Genomic DNA, 17,382 nt, shown 5'->3' on the forward strand with positions numbered 1-17,382 from the left:
AGCAGCAACATGAGCCTCAGACTTGGCGACATCGCCCCCGACTTCGAACAGGATTCCAGTGCCGGCAAGATTCGTTTCCACGAGTGGCTCGGCGACAGTTGGGGCGTGCTGTTTTCCCACCCAGCGGACTTCACCCCGGTGTGCACCACCGAGCTGGGATTCACCGCCAAGCTCAAGGACCAGTTCGCCCAGCGCGGCGTGAAAGCCATTGCCCTGTCGGTGGACCCGGTGGACTCGCACCACAAGTGGATCGAGGACATCAATGAAACCCAGAACACCCTCGTCAACTTCCCGATCCTGGCCGACGCCGACCGCAAGGTCTCGGACCTGTACGACCTGATCCACCCGAATGCCAACGACACCCTGACCGTGCGTTCGCTGTTCGTCATCGACCCGAACAAGAAGGTGCGCTTGACCATCACTTATCCGGCCAGTACCGGGCGCAACTTCCACGAGATCCTGCGGGTGATCGACTCGCTGCAGCTCACCGACAACTATAAGGTGGCCACCCCGGCCAACTGGCAGGACGGTGATGAAGTGGTGATAGTGCCGTCGCTCAAGGACGAAGAGGAAATCAAGAAACGCTTCCCCAAAGGTTATCGCGCGGTCAAACCCTACCTGCGCCTGACTCCGCAACCGAATCGCTGACACCATGGGCCCGCAGGCGCGAGCCGGCATTGCCGCCGCCTGCGGGTCATGCACCGTTTTCACAAAGCAGGGGTTTTAAGGCCGTTTCGACGGCCTATTTTTTTGCCTGGAGAATGGCTTTTCTTATATTCATTTAGGGAATAAACAAATGAAAAAATAAGATTTATGGATATATAAATAGGCTGTTAAGGTCTGCTCAGCTCAGCGAGATCGCAAACCGCGAATCGCCCATTACCGCTAAAGGAAACCTCTGCATGCTGGTCGTCTCACTCGGTGGCAGTCCCAGCCAACGCTCCCGCTCCGGGGTGCTGCTGGAACACGCCAAACGCTGGTTGCAGCAACAAGGTGTGGAAGTGGTCGACTATCAGGTCCGGGATTTCCCGGCCGAGGATCTGCTCCACGCGCGCTTCGACAGCCCGATGGTGATCGACCTGTTGCAACAGATCGAACAGGCCGACGGCTTGCTGATCGCCACCCCGGTCTACAAGGCATCGTTTTCCGGCGCGCTGAAAACCCTGCTCGACCTGCTGCCGGAACGCGCCCTGAACCACAAGGTGGTGCTGCCGATGGCCACGGGCGGCAGCATCGCCCACATGCTGGTGGTGGACTACGCGCTCAAGCCGGTGCTGTCGGCCCTCAAGGCCCAGGAGATGCTCCAGGGCATCTTCGCCGAGGACAGCCAGATCGCCTATGGCGAAGGCAGTGCCCAGGCGCAGCTGGCGCCAGCGCTGGAACAGCGTCTGCGCGAAGCCCTGGAACAGTTCCACAGCGCCATGGCGCGGCGTCCCAAGCCGCTGGACCCGAACCTGTTGAATGATCGTTTGTTGAGTGCTCGCTGGAGCATTTGAGCCCCACCCGGAATTTGCATCACTCGCCTTACTTAGCCGCCAACGGTCAAGCAGGTGCAGCCAAAACCCAACAGCAAAAAGGAGAGCGCCATGCGCCCTGTGATTTTGCGTCGTGGTCTGGTCGCTCTGTTTGCTGCGGCTGTGTCCTTCGGCGCCATCGTTCAAGCCCAAGCGGCCGAGACCCTGCGTATCGGCTATCAAAAATATGGCACCCTGGTGCTGCTCAAGGCCAAGGGCTCGCTGGAGAAGCGCCTGGCGGAGCAGGGCGTGCAGGTGCAATGGACCGAATTCCCCGGCGGCCCGCAGCTGCTGGAAGGGCTGAACGTCGGCTCCATCGACTTCGGCGTCACCGGCGAGACCCCGCCCGTATTCGCCCAGGCTGCCGGTGCCGACCTGCTGTACGTGGCCTACGAGCCACCGGCGCCGACCAGCGAAGCGATCCTGGTGCCCAAGGATTCGCCGATCAAGTCGGTAGCAGAGCTCAAGGGCAAGAAGGTGGTCCTCAACAAGGGCTCCAACGTGCACTACCTGCTGGTCCGCGCCCTCGAAGACGCCGGCCTCAAGTACAGCGACATCCAGACCGTATTCCTGCCGCCCGCCGATGCCCGCGCCGCCTTCGAGCGTGGCAGCGTCGATGCCTGGGTGATCTGGGACCCCTATCAGGCGGCGGCCGAGAAGCAGCTGCAAGCCCGCACCCTGCGTGACGGCAGCGGCATCGTCGACAACCACCAGTTCTATCTGGCGACCAAACCCTACGCGCAACAGCACCCCGAGGTGATCAAGACCCTGGTGGAAGAAGTGCGCGCGGTGGGCGAGTGGTCCAAGGCCAACCCGGATGAAGTGACCCAGCAGGTGGCGCCACTGCTCGGCCTGCCGGCGGACATCACCCTGACCTCGGTGAAACGCCAGGGCTATGGCGCGCACTTCCTGACCCCGGACGTGGTGGCGGCCCAGCAGAAAATCGCCGACAGCTTTCACCAGCTCAAGTTGATTCCCAAACCCCTGAGCATCAAAGACGTGATCTGGACGCCTCCAGCCGCCGTTGCCAAAGCGCCGTAACTCGATCCCCTTAGGAGACAACTCCATGAGCCTCAATATTTTCTGGTTCCTGCCTACCCACGGCGACGGCCATTACCTTGGCACCGCCGAAGGCGCTCGCGCCGTCGACCACGGCTATCTGCAGCAGATCGCCCAGGCGGCCGACCGCCTCGGTTTCGGCGGCGTGCTGATCCCCACCGGGCGTTCCTGCGAGGACTCCTGGCTGGTGGCGGCCTCGCTGATCCCGGTGACCCAGCGCCTGAAGTTCCTGGTCGCCCTGCGCCCCGGGATCATTTCCCCGACGGTAGCGGCACGCCAGGCGGCAACCCTGGATCGCCTGTCCGGCGGCCGGGCGCTGTTCAACCTGGTGACTGGTGGCGATCCGGACGAACTGGCCGGCGACGGCCTGTTCCTCAGCCACGAAGAGCGCTACCAGGCTTCGGTGGAGTTCACCCGCATCTGGCGCCGGGTGCTGGAAGGCGAAACCGTCGACTACGACGGCCAGCACATCAGCGTGAAGGGCGCCAAGCTGCTCTATCCGCCAATCCAGCAGCCACGTCCGCCGCTGTACTTCGGCGGCTCCTCGGAAGCCGCGCAGGACCTGGCCGCCGAACAGGTGGACATGGTCCTGACCTGGGGCGAACCACCGGCCGCGGTGGCCGAGAAGATCGAGCAGGTCCGGGCCAAGGCCGCCAAGCAGGGGCGCAGCGTGCGCTTCGGCATCCGCCTGCACGTGATCGTGCGCGAAACCAACGCCGAAGCCTGGCAAGCAGCCGAACGCCTGATTTCCCATCTGGACGACGACACCATCGCCCGGGCCCAGGCTTCCCTGGCGCGCTTCGATTCGGTCGGCCAACAACGCATGGCCGCCCTGCACGGCGGGCGCCGCGACAAGCTGGAAGTCAGCCCCAATCTCTGGGCCGGCGTCGGCCTGGTACGGGGTGGCGCAGGCACCGCGCTGGTCGGCGATGGCCCGACCGTGGCGGCACGGATGAAGGAGTACGCGGACCTCGGTATCGACACCTTTATCTTCTCCGGTTATCCCCACCTGGAAGAGTCGTACCGGGTGGCCGAGCTGCTGTTCCCGCACCTGGATATCGAGCGTCCCGAGCTGCCCAAGGGGGCCGGGTACGTCAGCCCGTTCGGCGAAATGGTCGCCAACGACATCATCCCCAAAGCTGCGTCCCAGAGCTGAGGCGTGGCCATGAACAGACAATCCTTGTTCCATCGCCTGGCGCCCTGGGCCCTGCCGCTGCTGTTACTGGCGGTGTGGCAGTTATCGGTCTCGGCCGGCTGGCTGTCGACGCGAATCCTGCCGGCACCCAGCGCGGTGATCGAGGCCGGGGTCGGCCTGGTGCGCAGCGGCGAAATCTGGACCCACCTGGCTATCAGCGGCTGGCGCGCGGCGATCGGCTTCCTGATCGGCGGCAGCATCGGCCTGGCCCTGGGCTTCATCACCGGCCTGTCGAAGTGGGGCGAACGCCTGCTCGACAGCTCGGTGCAGATGATCCGCAACGTGCCGCACCTGGCGCTGATTCCCCTGGTGATCCTGTGGTTCGGCATCGATGAGTCGGCGAAGATTTTCCTGGTGGCCCTGGGCACCCTGTTCCCGATCTACCTGAACACCTACCACGGCATCCGCAACGTCGACCCGGCGCTGGTGGAAATGGCGCGCAGTTATGGCCTGTCCGGCTTCAGCCTGTTCCGCCAGGTGATCCTGCCGGGCGCCTTGCCTTCGATCCTGGTGGGTGTGCGCTTTGCCCTGGGCTTCATGTGGTTGACGCTGATCGTCGCGGAAACCATCTCCGCCAGCTCCGGCATCGGTTATCTGGCGATGAACGCCCGGGAATTCCTGCAGACCGATGTGGTGGTGCTGGCCATCGTCATGTACGCCGTGCTCGGCAAACTGGCGGACCTCGCCGCACGCGGTCTGGAACGTGCCTGGCTGCGTTGGCATCCGGCCTATCAAGTGGCCAAGGGAGGTGCGCAATGACGGCTCAACAACCTCCACGCCTGCTGCGCGGTATTCCGCTGGTGGTGCGCAGGCTGCAAAAGACCTTCGGTTCGCGCCAGGTGCTGCGCGAGATCGACCTGCATATTCCGGCCGGGCAATTCGTCGCGGTGGTCGGCCGTAGCGGTTGCGGCAAGAGCACCTTGCTGCGCTTGCTGGCCGGCCTCGACAAACCCACCGGCGGCGAACTGCTGGCCGGTGCCGCGCCGCTGAGCCAGGCCATCGAAGACACCCGCTTGATGTTCCAGGAGGCGCGCCTGCTGCCCTGGAAGAAAGTCATCGACAACGTCGGCCTGGGCCTCAAGGGCGACTGGCGTCCCCAGGCCCTGGAAGCCTTGGAGGCGGTGGGCCTGGCCGATCGCGCCAATGAGTGGCCGGCCGCCTTGTCCGGCGGCCAGAAGCAGCGCGTGGCCCTGGCTCGGGCGCTGATTCACCAGCCACGCCTGTTGCTGCTGGACGAGCCCCTGGGCGCGCTGGATGCCCTGACCCGGATCGAGATGCAGCAACTGATCGAGCGCCTGTGGCAGCAGCATGGCTTCACCGTCCTGCTGGTGACCCACGATGTCAGCGAAGCGGTGGCGGTGGCCGACCGGGTGATCCTGATCGAAGAAGGCGAGGTCGGTCTCGACCTGCTGGTGGAGCTGCCGCGCCCACGGGTGCGTGGCTCCCATCGACTGGCGGCGCTGGAAGCCGAAGTACTCAACCGCGTGTTGTCGCTGCCCGGGTCGCCACCCGAGCCGGAACCCGTTTCACCCTTGCCCACGCAATTGCGTTGGGCTCAGTAAATAACCTCACACCCTCTACCACGACAGGAATCAACATCATGACTATCAAGGCCATCAACGTTCGCAACCAGTTCAAAGGCACTATCAAGGAAATCGTCGAAGGCGACGTGCTCTCGGAAATCGACGTGCAGACCGCCTCTGGCATCGTCACTTCGGTGATTACCACTCGTTCGGTGCGGGAGCTGGAACTGGCGATCGGCAGCGAAGTGATCGCGTTCGTGAAATCCACCGAGGTGTCGATCGCCAAGTTGTGATCGATGCGCGACAACCGGCCCCGGACGGCGTGAGCCCTTCGGGGCTTTTTTGTAGGTGATGGCTACAGGGCAGGGCGCTTGGGCAGGTAAGGCGGCAGGTACAGCCCCAGGTAGGCATCGAACACCCGCATGCCTTCCTCGGCCATGCGCTCGGTGATCTGCCCGTGCTGCTGGACCGAGCGGGCGTAGACGCGGTCGCCCAGTTCCATGGCCAGGGCGAACACATCGACGTCCGTGGGCAGCGCCGGCAGCTGGAAGTGCTGGTCGAATAGCTTGTGCATCAGGTCGCCCAGTTCGATGTCGTGCTGGCGGTCGGCCTGGGTGACCTCGGTGAGGCCATGCTGGGCCAGGATCAACTGGCGGGCCGCGGCGTCGGCGCTGTAGATGGCGAGCATGCGCTGTTCGACCAGGCGCGACAGGTCGTGCCAGCTGCTCAGGGCCGCGTGGTCGATAGGCTCTTGCAGGCAGGCGCGGAACGCGGCGTGGACATCGGCGGTCAGGGCTTCGAGCAGGGCGGGAACGCTGGCGAAGAAGTGATAGACCGAGGAGGGCGGAATCTCCGCGCGTTCGGCCACGCTGTAGATCGACAGGCTGGCCACGCCCTCGGCGGCAAGCAGGGTGCGGGCGGCATCGAGTATCGAGTCGATCCGGGCCTGGCTGCGTGCGCGGGGTTTGCGGGGGGTGGCTACGCGTGTCATTGGAGTCTCCTGCGGGGCAGCGGGCATTGTACGAGGCATGTCGGGTGTTGTCTGCCAGGACGCTTTCGCGGGCAAGCCTCACTCCTACAAGATGGAAATGGCATACGCCTCGAACCTGTAGGAGCGAGGCTTGCCCGCGATCCGCCGTAAGGCGGCCATAAAAAAACGCCACAGGCTTGTGCAGCCTGTGGCGTCGTTTTTTTGCTACAGCCGCTTACACGGTGTGCAGGTACCAGTTGTACTCGAGGTCGGAGATCGAGTGCTCGAACTCCTCCAGCTCGCTTTCCTTACAGGCCACGAAGATATCGATGTATTTCGGGTCGATGTACTTGGCCATGACTTCGCTGTCGTCCAGCTCGCGCAGTGCGTCGCGCAGGTTGTTCGGCAGGCTTTGCTCGTTCTGCTCGTAGGAGTTGCCTTCGGTTGGCGCGCCCGGTTCGACCTTGTTGACCAGACCGTGGTGCACGCCCGCCAGGACCGAAGCCATCAGCAGGTACGGGTTGGCGTCGGCGCCGGCCACACGGTGTTCCAGGCGGACCGCGTCGGCGGAGCCGGTCGGTACGCGCAGGGCGACAGTGCGGTTGTCCAGGCCCCAGCTCGGCGAGTTCGGCACGTAGAACTGCGCACCGAAACGACGGTAGGAGTTGACGTTCGGGCAGAGGAAAGCCATCTGCGCCGGTAGGGTCTCGAGCACACCGCCGATCGCGTGACGCAGTGCGGCGTTCTGCTCGGGATCCTCGCTGGCAAAAATATTCTTGCCGTCCTTGTCCAGGACCGAAATATGGACGTGCAGACCATTACCCGCCTGGCCTGGGTAAGGCTTGGCCATGAAGGTGGTGTCCATCTCATGGTCGTAGGCGATGTTCTTGATCAGACGCTTGAGCAGTACCGCATAGTCGCAGGCCTTGATCGGGTCGGCGACGTGGTGCAGGTTCACTTCGAACTGCGCCGGAGCACTTTCCTTGACGATGGCGTCGGCCGGGATGCCTTGTTCTTTCGCGCCTTCGAGAATGTCCTGCAGGCAGTCGACGTATTCGTCGAGGTCGTCGATCAGGTAGACCTGGGTCGAATGCGGGCGCTTGCCGGAGATCGGCGAGCGTGGTGGCTGTGGCCGGCCATTCACGTTCTCCTGGTCGATCAGGTAGAACTCCAGCTCGAAAGCCGCGCAGATGGTCAAGCCCAGCTCGTCGAACTTGGCAACGACTTGGCGCAGCACTTCGCGCGGGTCGGCGAAGAAAGGATCGCCTTCGAGTTCGTGCATGGTCATCAGCAGTTGCGCGGTAGGGCGCTTCTGCCAGGGTTCATTGCACAGGGTATCGGGGATTGGATAGCAGATTCGATCGGCGTCGCCGATGTCCAGGCCCAGGCCGGTGCTTTCCACCGTCGAGCCGTTGATATCCAGAGCAAATAAAGAGGCCGGCAGGTTGATGCCTTTCTCGTAAACCTTGTGGAGGCTGGTGCGTTCGATGCGCTTGCCGCGCACCACACCATTCATATCCGCAATCAGAAGGTCAACGTACAGAACCTCAGGATGTTCCTTAAGGAACGCGTTCGCTTCGTTAAGCTGAACGGCACGCGGGGGTACCGACATGATGCAACACCTTTGTTGTTAAAAATATCAATCATTGATCTTTTCAGGTTTCAGTCAACCCGAACGGCATGCCGAAGTCAAGCGAGGCCTTTTTTGCCCTAAAAAAGCGCCTGCGGGGCATTTTTGGGGCGCTTTTTTGCCTTCGGAGGGCTTGGCTGCCGCGGCCTTGAGCGGGCCGTGTTGTATTTTTTACGGGGGTGTTGTGTAAAAAAATGAACAAGGCTAAGCTCGATTTAAACCCATAACAGCAATAATACCGGGGTGTTTCATGTCTCGCCTGCCGTTAATCGGCGTCACCGCCTGCTCCAGGCAGATCGGTCTGCATGCTTATCACATCAGTGGCGACAAGTACGTCCGCGCAGTGGCAGTAGCAGCCAAGGGCGTGCCCATGATCCTCCCGTCCCTGGCCGATATTCTGAGCCCGTCCGATATTCTGGACGGTCTGGATGGCATCCTCTTTACCGGTTCACCCTCCAATATCGAGCCTTTTCACTATAGAGGTCCCGCCAGCGCGCCGGGAACCGCGCACGATCCTGCCCGTGATGCCAGCACCCTGCCGCTGATCCGCGCCGCGGTGGCGGCCGGGGTTCCGGTACTGGGGATCTGCCGCGGCTTCCAGGAAATGAACGTGGCCTTCGGCGGCAGCCTGCATCAGCGGGTCCACGAAGCCGGCCCGTTCATGGATCACCGCGAGGACGATAGCCAGCCGGTGGAAGTGCAATACGCTCCGGCCCATGCGCTGCATGTGCAGCCGGGCGGGGTGCTGGCCGGCCTCGGCCTGCCGGCGCAGATTGAAGTCAATTCGATTCATGGCCAAGGCGTTGAACGTCTGGCGCCGGGCCTGAGGATAGAGGCCCTGGCACCCGACGGGTTGATCGAAGCCTTCTCTGTCGAGGAGGCGCCGATCGAGGGAGGCAAGGCTTTTGCTTTGGGGGTGCAATGGCACCCTGAATGGCAGGTAAGCTCTAACCCCCACTACCTCGCCATCTTCCAGGCATTTGGCGATGCCTGTCGCAAGCGGGTAATGCAACGCGACGCCAATGCGTCACAAAAACCTGGCTTATAAGAGCCAGGAAACTCACGCCTAGAGGCATTTATGAGTAACAACCTCGACCAGCTCACCGATTGGTTGAAAGACCACAAGATCACAGAAGTCGAATGCATGATTGGCGACCTGACCGGGATCACCCGGGGCAAGATCTCGCCAACCAACAAGTTCATCGCCGAAAAAGGCATGCGCCTGCCCGAGAGCGTGCTGCTGCAGACGGTGACCGGCGACTATGTCGAAGACGACATCTATTACGAACTGCTGGACCCGGCCGACATCGACATGGTCTGCCGCCCGGACCAGAACGCGGTATTCCTCGTGCCCTGGGCCATCGAGCCGACCGCCCAGGTGATCCACGACACCTACGACAAGCAGGGCAACCCGATCGAGCTGTCGCCGCGCAACGTGCTCAAGAAGGTCCTGAAACTCTACGCCGACCACGGCTGGCAGCCGATCGTGGCGCCGGAGATGGAGTTCTACCTGACCAAGCGCAGCGACGACCCGGACTACCCGTTGCAGCCACCGGTCGGCCGCTCCGGTCGCCCGGAAACCGGTCGCCAGTCGTTCTCCATCGAAGCGGCCAACGAATTCGACCCGTTGTTCGAGGACGTCTACGACTGGTGCGAACTGCAGGAGCTGGACCTCGACACGCTGATCCACGAAGACGGCACGGCGCAGATGGAAATCAACTTCCGTCACGGCGACGCCCTGTCCCTGGCCGACCAGATCCTGGTGTTCAAGCGCACCATGCGCGAAGCCGCGCTCAAGCACGAGGTGGCCGCCACCTTCATGGCCAAGCCGATGACCGGCGAGCCGGGCAGCGCCATGCACCTGCACCAGAGCATCATCGACATCGAGACCGGCAAGAACGTCTTCTCCAATGACGACGGGACCATGAGCCAGCTGTTCCTCAACCACATCGGCGGCCTGCAGAAGTTCATCCCCGAGCTGCTGCCGCTGTTCGCGCCCAACGTCAATTCGTTCCGCCGCTTCCTGCCGGATACCTCGGCGCCGGTGAACGTGGAGTGGGGCGAAGAGAACCGCACCGTGGGCCTGCGTGTACCGGATGCCGGGCCACAGAACCGCCGGGTGGAAAACCGCCTGCCGGGCGCCGACGCCAACCCTTACCTGGCCATCGCCGCCAGCCTGCTGTGCGGCTTCATTGGCATGGTCGAAGGCCACAACCCGAGCGCGCCGGTGGTCGGCCGTGGTTACGAGCGGCGCAACCTGCGCTTGCCGTTGACCATCGAGGACGCTCTGGAGCGCATGGAAAACAGCAAGACCATCGAGAAGTACCTGGGCAAGAAATTCATCACTGGCTACGTCGCGGTCAAGCGGGCCGAGCATGAAAACTTCAAGCGCGTCATCAGTTCGTGGGAGCGGGAATTCCTGCTCTTCGCCGTCTGATGCGCGGGGCGCCGCCGTCACCGGTGGCGCCCTCACCGGAAAATCAGGAGAGTTCCAATGACCAGCAACAACCCGCAAACCCGTGAGTGGCAAACCCTCAGCAGCGAGCACCACCTGGCACCCTTCAGCGACTTCAAGCAGTTGAAGGAGAAGGGGCCGCGGATCATCACCAATGCCGAGGGCGTTTACCTCTGGGACAGCGAGGGCAACAAGATCCTCGACGGTATGGCCGGGCTGTGGTGCGTGGCCATCGGTTACGGCCGCGAAGAACTGGCCGACGCCGCCAGCAAGCAGATGCGCGAGCTGCCGTACTACAACCTGTTCTTCCAGACCGCCCACCCGCCGGCGCTGGAACTGGCCAAGGCCATCTCCGATGTTGCCCCGCAGGGCATGAACCATGTGTTCTTCACCGGTTCCGGCTCCGAAGGCAACGACACCATGCTGCGCATGGTTCGCCACTACTGGGCGATCAAGGGCCAGCCGAAGAAGAAAACCATCATCAGCCGGGTCAATGGCTATCACGGTTCCACCGTGGCCGGCGCGAGCCTGGGCGGCATGACCTATATGCACGAACAGGGCGACTTGCCGATCCCGGGCATCGTGCATATCCCGCAGCCTTACTGGTTCGGCGAAGGCGGCGACATGACCCCGGACGAGTTCGGGATCTGGGCGGCCAACCAGCTGGAAGAGAAGATTCTTGAACTCGGCGTCGATAACGTCGGCGCCTTCATTGCCGAGCCAATCCAGGGCGCGGGCGGCGTGATAGTGCCGCCGGAAAGCTACTGGCCGCGAATCAAGGAGATCCTCGCCAAGTACGACATCCTGTTCGTCGCCGACGAGGTGATCTGCGGTTTCGGGCGTACCGGTGAGTGGTTCGGTAGCGATTTCTACGACCTCAAGCCGGACATGATGACCATCGCCAAGGGCCTGACCTCCGGCTACATCCCCATGGGTGGCCTGGTGGTGCGCGACGAAGTGGTGGCGGTGCTCAACGAGGGCGGCGATTTCAACCACGGTTTCACTTATTCCGGGCACCCGGTGGCCGCCGCCGTGGCCCTGGAAAACATCCGCATCATGCGCGACGAGAAAATTATCGAGCGCGTCAAGGCAGAAACGGCACCTTATTTGCAGAAACGCCTGCGGGAACTGAACGATCACCCATTGGTGGGTGAGGTTCGCGGAGTCGGCCTGTTGGGCGCCATCGAGCTGGTTCAGGACAAGGCCACCCGTGCACGGTATGTCGGAAAAGGCGTCGGCATGATCTGCCGGCAGTTCTGCTTCGACAACGGCCTGATCATGCGCGCCGTGGGCGACACCATGATCATTGCTCCGCCCCTGGTGATCACCAAGGAGGAGATCGATGAGCTGGTGAGCAAGGCCCGCAAGTGCCTGGACCTGACCCTGAGTGCGTTGCAGGGCTAAGTGCTAGGCTCTGAGCGAAGTACTTCGCGGTACTTCGCCCGGGGCGGCCATAAAGGATGGGTCTTTTGTTGAAAGCCCGCCTTGGAACTTGCCAGACTACCGCCTGTTTTTAGTTGCCTGGCAACCGGTCGCTGAACACAAGGTTAAAAAGAATAATTGGAGCATGACGCATGAAGGCATTAGGTATGAAGAAAGCTGGCAAGACCCTCCTCGCCATGTCCCTGACGGGCGTGATGGCGGCAGCGGCCCAGGCGGACAACAAGGTGTTGCACGTTTACAACTGGTCCGACTACATCGCACCGGACACCATCGCGAACTTCGAGAAAGAGTCCGGGATCAAGGTGGTCTACGACGTTTTCGATAGCAACGAGACCTTGGAAGCCAAACTGCTGGCAGGCAAGTCCGGTTACGACGTGGTGGTGCCGTCGAACAACTTCCTGGCCAAGCAGATCAAGGCCGGTGTTTATCAGGAGCTGGATGTCTCCAAGTTGCCCAACTGGAAAAACCTGAACCAGGATCTGCTCAAGGCGGTTTCGGTCAGTGACCCGGGCAACAAGCACGCTTTCCCATACATGTGGGGTTCCATCGGCATCGGTTACAACCCGGAGAAGGTCAAGGCCGCGCTGGGCGTCGACAAGATCGATTCCTGGGACACCCTGCTCAAGCCTGAGAACATCGCCAAGCTCAAGGGCTGCGGCGTGAGCTTCCTCGACTCGCCAACCGAAATGATCCCGGTTGCGTTGCATTACCTGGGCCTGCCGACCGACAGCCAGAAGAAAGACGACATCAAGAAAGCCGAAGAGCTGTTCCTCAAGATTCGTCCTTCGATCACCTACTTCCACTCCTCCAAGTACATCTCGGACCTGGCCAACGGCAACATCTGCGTAGCGGTCGGTTACTCGGGTGATGTGCAGCAAGCCAAGTCCCGTGCCGCCGAAGCCGGCGACAAGGTGAAAGTCAGCTACGTCATTCCGAAAGAAGGCGCTGGTAGCTTCTTCGACATGGTCGCCATTCCGAAGGATGCCGAGAACGTCGAGGGTGCCTACAAGTTCATGACCTTCCTGCAGAAGCCTGAAGTCATGGCCAGCATCACCAATGCCGTGCGTTTCCCGAACGGCAACGCCGCCGCAACGGCGCTGGTGGAAAAAGACATCACCAGCGATCCAGGCATCTACCCGCCAGCGGACGTGCAGGCCAAGCTGTATGCGATCGCCGATTTGCCGGCCGCTACCCAGCGTGAGCTGACCCGCAGCTGGACCAAGATCAAATCCGGTAAATAAGCCGGTTTGAGGCAGCAACCGCTGGCCGTCGTCCCTGCGAGGGCGGTCAGCGGTGCAATTAAATGACAGAAAGTTTTGCTGGATCGGTTTATCGAAGGTAAGTTGCGCGCCGGTTTTGTTGCTGGGCAGCTCTTGGCTGTCATGTAGTGCGGGCAACTCAGGCCCAATTGTTTAGAGGACCTCCACTTGCCTATTTCTTTATTTCGCAAAGCCATGCTGGTGGGCGCCGGACTGACGCTGGCCGTCAGCGCCTATGCCGCGCCGACCGTGCATATTTATAACTGGTCTGACTATATCGGTCAGAGCACATTGGCGGACTTCGAAAAGGCCACCGGCATCAAGCCGCTGTACGACGTGTTCGACTCCAACGAAACCCTGGAAGGCAAGTTGCTCGCCGGTCGCACCGGCTATGACGTGGTCGTGCCGTCCAACCACTTCCTGGGCAAGCAGATCAAGGCCGGGGCCTTCCAGAAGCTCGACAAGGCACAGTTGCCCAACTATTCGAATCTCGACCCGGTGCTGCTCAAGCGCCTGGAGAAGAACGACCCGGGCAACCAGTACGCCGTGCCTTACCTGTGGGGCACCAACGGCATTGGCTACAACGTCGAGAAGGTCAAGGCCGCGCTGGGCGTGGACAAGATCGACTCCTGGGCCATGCTGTTCGAGCCGGAAAACATCAAGAAGCTGTCGAGCTGCGGCGTGGCCTTCCTCGACTCCGCCGATGAAATGCTCCCGGCGGTACTCAACTACATGGGCCTGGACCCCAACAGCCAGAACCCCGACGACTACAAGAAGGCCGAAGCCAAGTTGCTGGCGGTGCGGCCTTACGTGACCTACTTCAACTCCTCGAAATACATCTCCGACCTGGCCAATGGCGAAATCTGCGTGGCCGCGGGCTTCTCCGGCGATGTGTTCCAGGCCAAGGCGCGCGCCGCCGAAGCCGGCAAGGGCATCGAGATCGCCTATGTGATCCCCAAGGAGGGCGGCAACCTCTGGTTCGACATGCTGGCCATCCCCAAGGACGCCGGTAACGTCAAGCAGGCCCATGCCTTCATCAATTACCTGCTCAAGCCTGAGGTGATCGCCCAGGTCAGCGACTCCGTCGGCTACGCCAACCCGAACCCCAAGGCGGGCGAACTGATGGACCAATCGGTGCGCAAGGACGAAGCGGTTTATCCCGCGCAAGAGATTGTCGACAAGCTGTACGTCAACTCAGAGTTGCCGCCCAAGATCCAACGACTCATGACCCGCAGCTGGACCAAGGTCAAGTCGGGCAAATAGCGTCAATCGCTCAAACTATCCAGAGTTCGCCCGCATGGGGCGAACTGCAAATTCTGTTGGGAGTTTCGTAAATGGCAGTTGCCTCCGGCGCCTACAAGAAAGCCCTCGAGGGCGACCAGACACCGAAGCAGGTGTTGGTCAAGATCGACCGGGTCACGAAGAAGTTCGACGAGACGATTGCCGTGGACGACGTGTCCCTGGAAATCAAGAAAGGCGAGATCTTCGCCCTGCTCGGCGGTTCTGGCTCGGGTAAGTCCACCCTGCTGCGGATGCTCGCGGGGTTCGAACGGCCCACGGAGGGGCGCATCTACCTGGACGGTGTGGACATCACCGACATGCCGCCCTACGAGCGGCCGATCAACATGATGTTCCAGTCCTATGCCTTGTTCCCGCACATGACCGTGGCGCAGAACATCGCCTTCGGCCTGCAGCAGGACAAGATTCCCAAGGCCGAGATCGATGCCCGCGTGGCCGAGATGCTCAAGCTGGTGCAGATGAGCCAGTACGCCAAGCGCAAGCCGCACCAACTGTCCGGCGGCCAGCGCCAGCGCGTGGCCCTGGCCCGTTCCCTGGCCAAGCGGCCGAAACTGCTGCTGCTCGACGAGCCGATGGGCGCCCTGGATAAAAAGCTGCGCTCGCAGATGCAGCTGGAGCTGGTGGAGATCATCGAGCGCGTCGGCGTGACCTGCGTGATGGTGACCCACGACCAGGAAGAGGCCATGACCATGGCCGAGCGTATTGCGATCATGCACCTGGGCTGGATCGCCCAGATCGGCAGCCCGATCGACATCTACGAAACCCCGACCAGCCGCCTGGTCTGCGAATTCATCGGCAACGTCAACATCTTCGAAGGTGAAGTGATCGACGACGCCGAAGGCCACGCGACCATCACCTGCAAGGACCTGGATCGCAACATCTACGTGGGCCACGGCATCAGCACCTCGGTGCAGGACAAGTCGGTGACCTACGCCATCCGCCCGGAAAAACTCCTGGTGACCCCGGACATGCCGACCTGCGAACACAACTGGTCGAGCGGCAAGGTGCACGATATCGCCTACCTGGGCGGCCACTCGGTGTTCTACGTCGAGCTGCCGAGCGGCAAGCTGGTGCAGTCGTTCGTGGCCAACGCCGAGCGTCGCGGCGCGCGGCCGACCTGGGGCGACCAGGTGTACGTCTGGTGGGAAGACGACAGCGGCGTGGTACTGCGCTCATGAACATGCGAAAGCTCAAGCGCCGCCTCAATCGAATAATTCCCGGTGGCCGTCAGATGGTCATCGGGGTCCCGTTCCTCTGGTTGTTCCTGTTCTTCATGCTGCCGTTCTTCATCGTCCTGAAGATCAGCTTCGCCGAAGCGGACGTGGCCATTCCGCCGTACACCGAGATCTACAGCTTCATCGACCAGAAGCTGCAGGTGCTGCTCAACCTGGGCAACTACGCGATGCTCGGCGACGACGAGCTGTACATCGCCGCCTACCTCGGCTCGCTGAAGATGGCGTTCTTCAGCACCCTGCTGTGCCTGTTGATCGGCTACCCGATGGCCTATGCCATCGCCAGCGCCCGCAAAGAGCTGCAGACCGTGCTGGTGCTGCTGATCATGATGCCGACCTGGACCGCGATCCTGATCCGCGTCTACGCCTGGATGGGCATCCTCAGCAACAACGGCCTGCTCAACGGCTTCCTGATGAGCATGGGCTTGATCGACGAGCCGCTGCAGATCCTCAACACCAACCTGGCGGTGTATATCGGCGTGGTCTATTCGTACCTGCCGTTCATGATCCTGCCGCTCTACGCCAACCTGGTGAAGCACGATACCAGCCTGCTGGAAGCCGCTTCGGACCTGGGTTCGAGCACCTTCAACAGCTTCTGGAAAATCACCGTGCCGCTGTCGAAGAACGGCATCATCGCCGGCTGCATGCTGGTGTTCATCCCGGTGGTGGGCGAGTTCGTGATCCCGGAACTGCTCGGCGGTCCGGAAACCCTGATGATCGGTAAAGTGCTCTGGCAAGAATTCTTCAACAACCGTGACTGGCCGGTGGCTTCGGCCCTGGCAGTGGTGATGCTGGCGATCCTGATTGTGCCGATCATCCTCTTCAACCGCAGTCAGGCCAAAGAAATGGAGGGCAAGGAATGAAGCGCTTCAGTTTCTCGAGCCTGATGCTGGTGCTCGGTCTGGTGTTCATCTACCTGCCGATGCTGATCCTGGTGATCTACTCGTTCAACGCCTCCAAGCTGGTGACGGTCTGGGGCGGCTGGTCGGTGAAGTGGTACGTCGGTCTGCTGGACAACTCGCAACTGATGGGCTCGGTGGTGCGCTCCCTGGAGATCGCCTGCTACACCGCGATCGCTGCGGTGGCCCTGGGCACCCTGGCGGCCTTCGTGCTGACCCGGATCACCCACTTCAAGGGCCGCACCCTGTTCGGCGGCCTGGTCACTGCGCCGCTGGTGATGCCGGAAGTGATCACCGGTCTGTCGCTGTTGCTGCTGTTCGTGGCCATGGCGCAGATGATCGGCTGGCCGCAGGAGCGTGGCATCGTCACCATCTGGATCGCCCACACCACCTTCTGCGCGGCCTATGTGGCGGTGGTGGTGTCGGCGCGCCTGCGTGAGCTGGACCTGTCCATCGAAGAGGCGGCCATGGACCTGGGTGCACGGCCGTGGAAGGTGTTCTTCCTGATCACCATCCCGATGATCGCGCCCTCGTTGGCGGCGGGCGGCATGATGTCCTTCGCCCTGTCCCTGGACGATCTGGTACTGGCGAGCTTCGTGTCCGGCCCGGGCTCCACCACCTTGCCGATGGAAGTGTTCTCGGCGGTGCGCCTCGGCGTGAAGCCGGAGATCAACGCGGTGGCCAGCCTGATCCTGTTGGCGGTGTCGCTGGTGACCTTCTTGGTCTGGTACTTCAGCCGCCAGGCCGAAGAACGCCGCAAGCGCGCCATCCAGCAGGCCATCGAAGAGGCCGCGGCCGATTCCTGGAAGCAGCCGGACGTGCGCCGCGCACAGGCCCCGGAAGCGGCCTAAGAGGCAACAGCAGCAACCCCATCGCCCCAGTTCTGGGGCGATGTCGTTTCTGG

At 62.0% G+C, this 17,382-nt stretch carries 17 protein-coding genes; 15 read left to right on the forward strand and 2 right to left on the reverse strand.

What is annotated here, in order from left to right; all coding sequences use genetic code 11:
- The first annotated feature begins 9 nt into the window (after positions 1-9).
- The 7 genes from J4D52_RS21035 to J4D52_RS21065 all read left to right on the forward strand — a co-directional run bounded on the left by J4D52_RS21035 (position 10) and on the right by J4D52_RS21065 (position 5,584).
- Positions 10-648, forward strand: a complete 639-nt coding sequence (locus tag J4D52_RS21035) for a peroxiredoxin (RefSeq protein ID WP_009046096.1) — start codon at positions 10-12, stop codon at positions 646-648.
- Positions 649-902: 254 nt separating this feature from the next.
- A complete protein-coding gene (gene ssuE / locus J4D52_RS21040) occupies positions 903-1,496 on the forward strand; it encodes an NADPH-dependent FMN reductase (protein ID WP_102676377.1) in 594 nt (197 codons plus the stop codon).
- Positions 1,497-1,586: 90 nt separating this feature from the next.
- Positions 1,587-2,555 carry a sulfonate ABC transporter substrate-binding protein gene (locus J4D52_RS21045; protein WP_009046094.1) on the forward strand — a complete coding sequence of 323 codons (969 nt, stop codon included), beginning with the start codon at positions 1,587-1,589 and terminating at the stop codon, positions 2,553-2,555.
- A gap of 25 nt (positions 2,556-2,580) precedes the next feature.
- Positions 2,581-3,729 (forward strand): FMNH2-dependent alkanesulfonate monooxygenase, encoded by a 1,149-nt coding sequence (ssuD, locus tag J4D52_RS21050; protein ID WP_009051384.1) that lies wholly within the window; start codon positions 2,581-2,583, stop codon positions 3,727-3,729.
- 9 nt (positions 3,730-3,738) lie between these two features.
- On the forward strand, positions 3,739-4,527 hold the full coding sequence (ssuC, locus tag J4D52_RS21055) for an aliphatic sulfonate ABC transporter permease SsuC (RefSeq protein WP_063433340.1): 789 nt from the start codon (positions 3,739-3,741) through the stop codon (positions 4,525-4,527).
- Positions 4,524-5,330, forward strand: a complete 807-nt coding sequence (ssuB, locus tag J4D52_RS21060) for an aliphatic sulfonates ABC transporter ATP-binding protein (RefSeq protein ID WP_102676376.1) — start codon at positions 4,524-4,526, stop codon at positions 5,328-5,330. Before ssuC ends, ssuB begins: the two co-directional genes overlap by 4 nt.
- A 38-nt stretch (positions 5,331-5,368) precedes the next feature.
- A complete protein-coding gene (locus tag J4D52_RS21065) occupies positions 5,369-5,584 on the forward strand; it encodes a molybdopterin-binding protein (protein WP_007928303.1) in 216 nt (71 codons plus the stop codon).
- A 62-nt stretch (positions 5,585-5,646) separates the two neighbouring features.
- On the opposite strand, the gene J4D52_RS21070 is transcribed toward J4D52_RS21065, so the two are convergent.
- Together J4D52_RS21070 and J4D52_RS21075 are read right to left on the reverse strand one after the other, a co-directional pair.
- On the reverse strand, positions 5,647-6,282 hold the full coding sequence (locus tag J4D52_RS21070) for a TetR/AcrR family transcriptional regulator (protein WP_102676375.1): 636 nt from the start codon (positions 6,280-6,282) through the stop codon (positions 5,647-5,649).
- Between the two features lie 214 nt (positions 6,283-6,496).
- Positions 6,497-7,873 (reverse strand): glutamine synthetase family protein, encoded by a 1,377-nt coding sequence (locus J4D52_RS21075; protein WP_053281328.1) that lies wholly within the window; start codon positions 7,871-7,873, stop codon positions 6,497-6,499.
- A 268-nt stretch (positions 7,874-8,141) separates the two neighbouring features.
- On the opposite strand from J4D52_RS21075, the gene J4D52_RS21080 reads away from it, so the two are divergent.
- The 8 genes from J4D52_RS21080 to J4D52_RS21115 all read left to right on the forward strand — a co-directional run bounded on the left by J4D52_RS21080 (position 8,142) and on the right by J4D52_RS21115 (position 17,329).
- On the forward strand, positions 8,142-8,939 hold the full coding sequence (locus tag J4D52_RS21080) for a gamma-glutamyl-gamma-aminobutyrate hydrolase family protein (RefSeq protein ID WP_063433338.1): 798 nt from the start codon (positions 8,142-8,144) through the stop codon (positions 8,937-8,939).
- Between the two features lie 30 nt (positions 8,940-8,969).
- A complete protein-coding gene (locus J4D52_RS21085) occupies positions 8,970-10,328 on the forward strand; it encodes a glutamine synthetase family protein (RefSeq protein ID WP_009051378.1) in 1,359 nt (452 codons plus the stop codon).
- A 57-nt stretch (positions 10,329-10,385) separates the two neighbouring features.
- Positions 10,386-11,750, forward strand: a complete 1,365-nt coding sequence (locus J4D52_RS21090) for an aspartate aminotransferase family protein (protein WP_063433337.1) — start codon at positions 10,386-10,388, stop codon at positions 11,748-11,750.
- A gap of 185 nt (positions 11,751-11,935) precedes the next feature.
- Positions 11,936-13,030, forward strand: coding sequence for a polyamine ABC transporter substrate-binding protein (locus J4D52_RS21095; protein ID WP_102676374.1), 1,095 nt, complete (start codon positions 11,936-11,938; stop codon positions 13,028-13,030).
- Between the two features lie 186 nt (positions 13,031-13,216).
- Positions 13,217-14,311: a polyamine ABC transporter substrate-binding protein gene (locus J4D52_RS21100; RefSeq protein ID WP_009051375.1), complete on the forward strand. Its 1,095-nt coding sequence runs from the start codon at positions 13,217-13,219 to the stop codon at positions 14,309-14,311.
- 71 nt (positions 14,312-14,382) lie between these two features.
- Positions 14,383-15,525 (forward strand): ABC transporter ATP-binding protein, encoded by a 1,143-nt coding sequence (locus J4D52_RS21105; protein WP_023967927.1) that lies wholly within the window; start codon positions 14,383-14,385, stop codon positions 15,523-15,525.
- Between the two features lie 35 nt (positions 15,526-15,560).
- On the forward strand, positions 15,561-16,442 hold the full coding sequence (locus tag J4D52_RS21110; RefSeq protein WP_169916015.1) for an ABC transporter permease subunit: 882 nt from the start codon (positions 15,561-15,563) through the stop codon (positions 16,440-16,442).
- Positions 16,439-17,329 (forward strand): ABC transporter permease subunit, encoded by an 891-nt coding sequence (locus J4D52_RS21115; RefSeq protein WP_025807113.1) that lies wholly within the window; start codon positions 16,439-16,441, stop codon positions 17,327-17,329. The genes J4D52_RS21110 and J4D52_RS21115 overlap by 4 nt, the downstream gene beginning before the upstream one ends.
- Positions 17,330-17,382 lie beyond the last annotated feature (53 nt).

Source organism: Pseudomonas sp. GW460-12-10-14-TSB1, assembly GCF_017349775.1.
Classification (GTDB): Bacteria; Pseudomonadota; Gammaproteobacteria; order Pseudomonadales; family Pseudomonadaceae; genus Aquipseudomonas; species Aquipseudomonas piscium.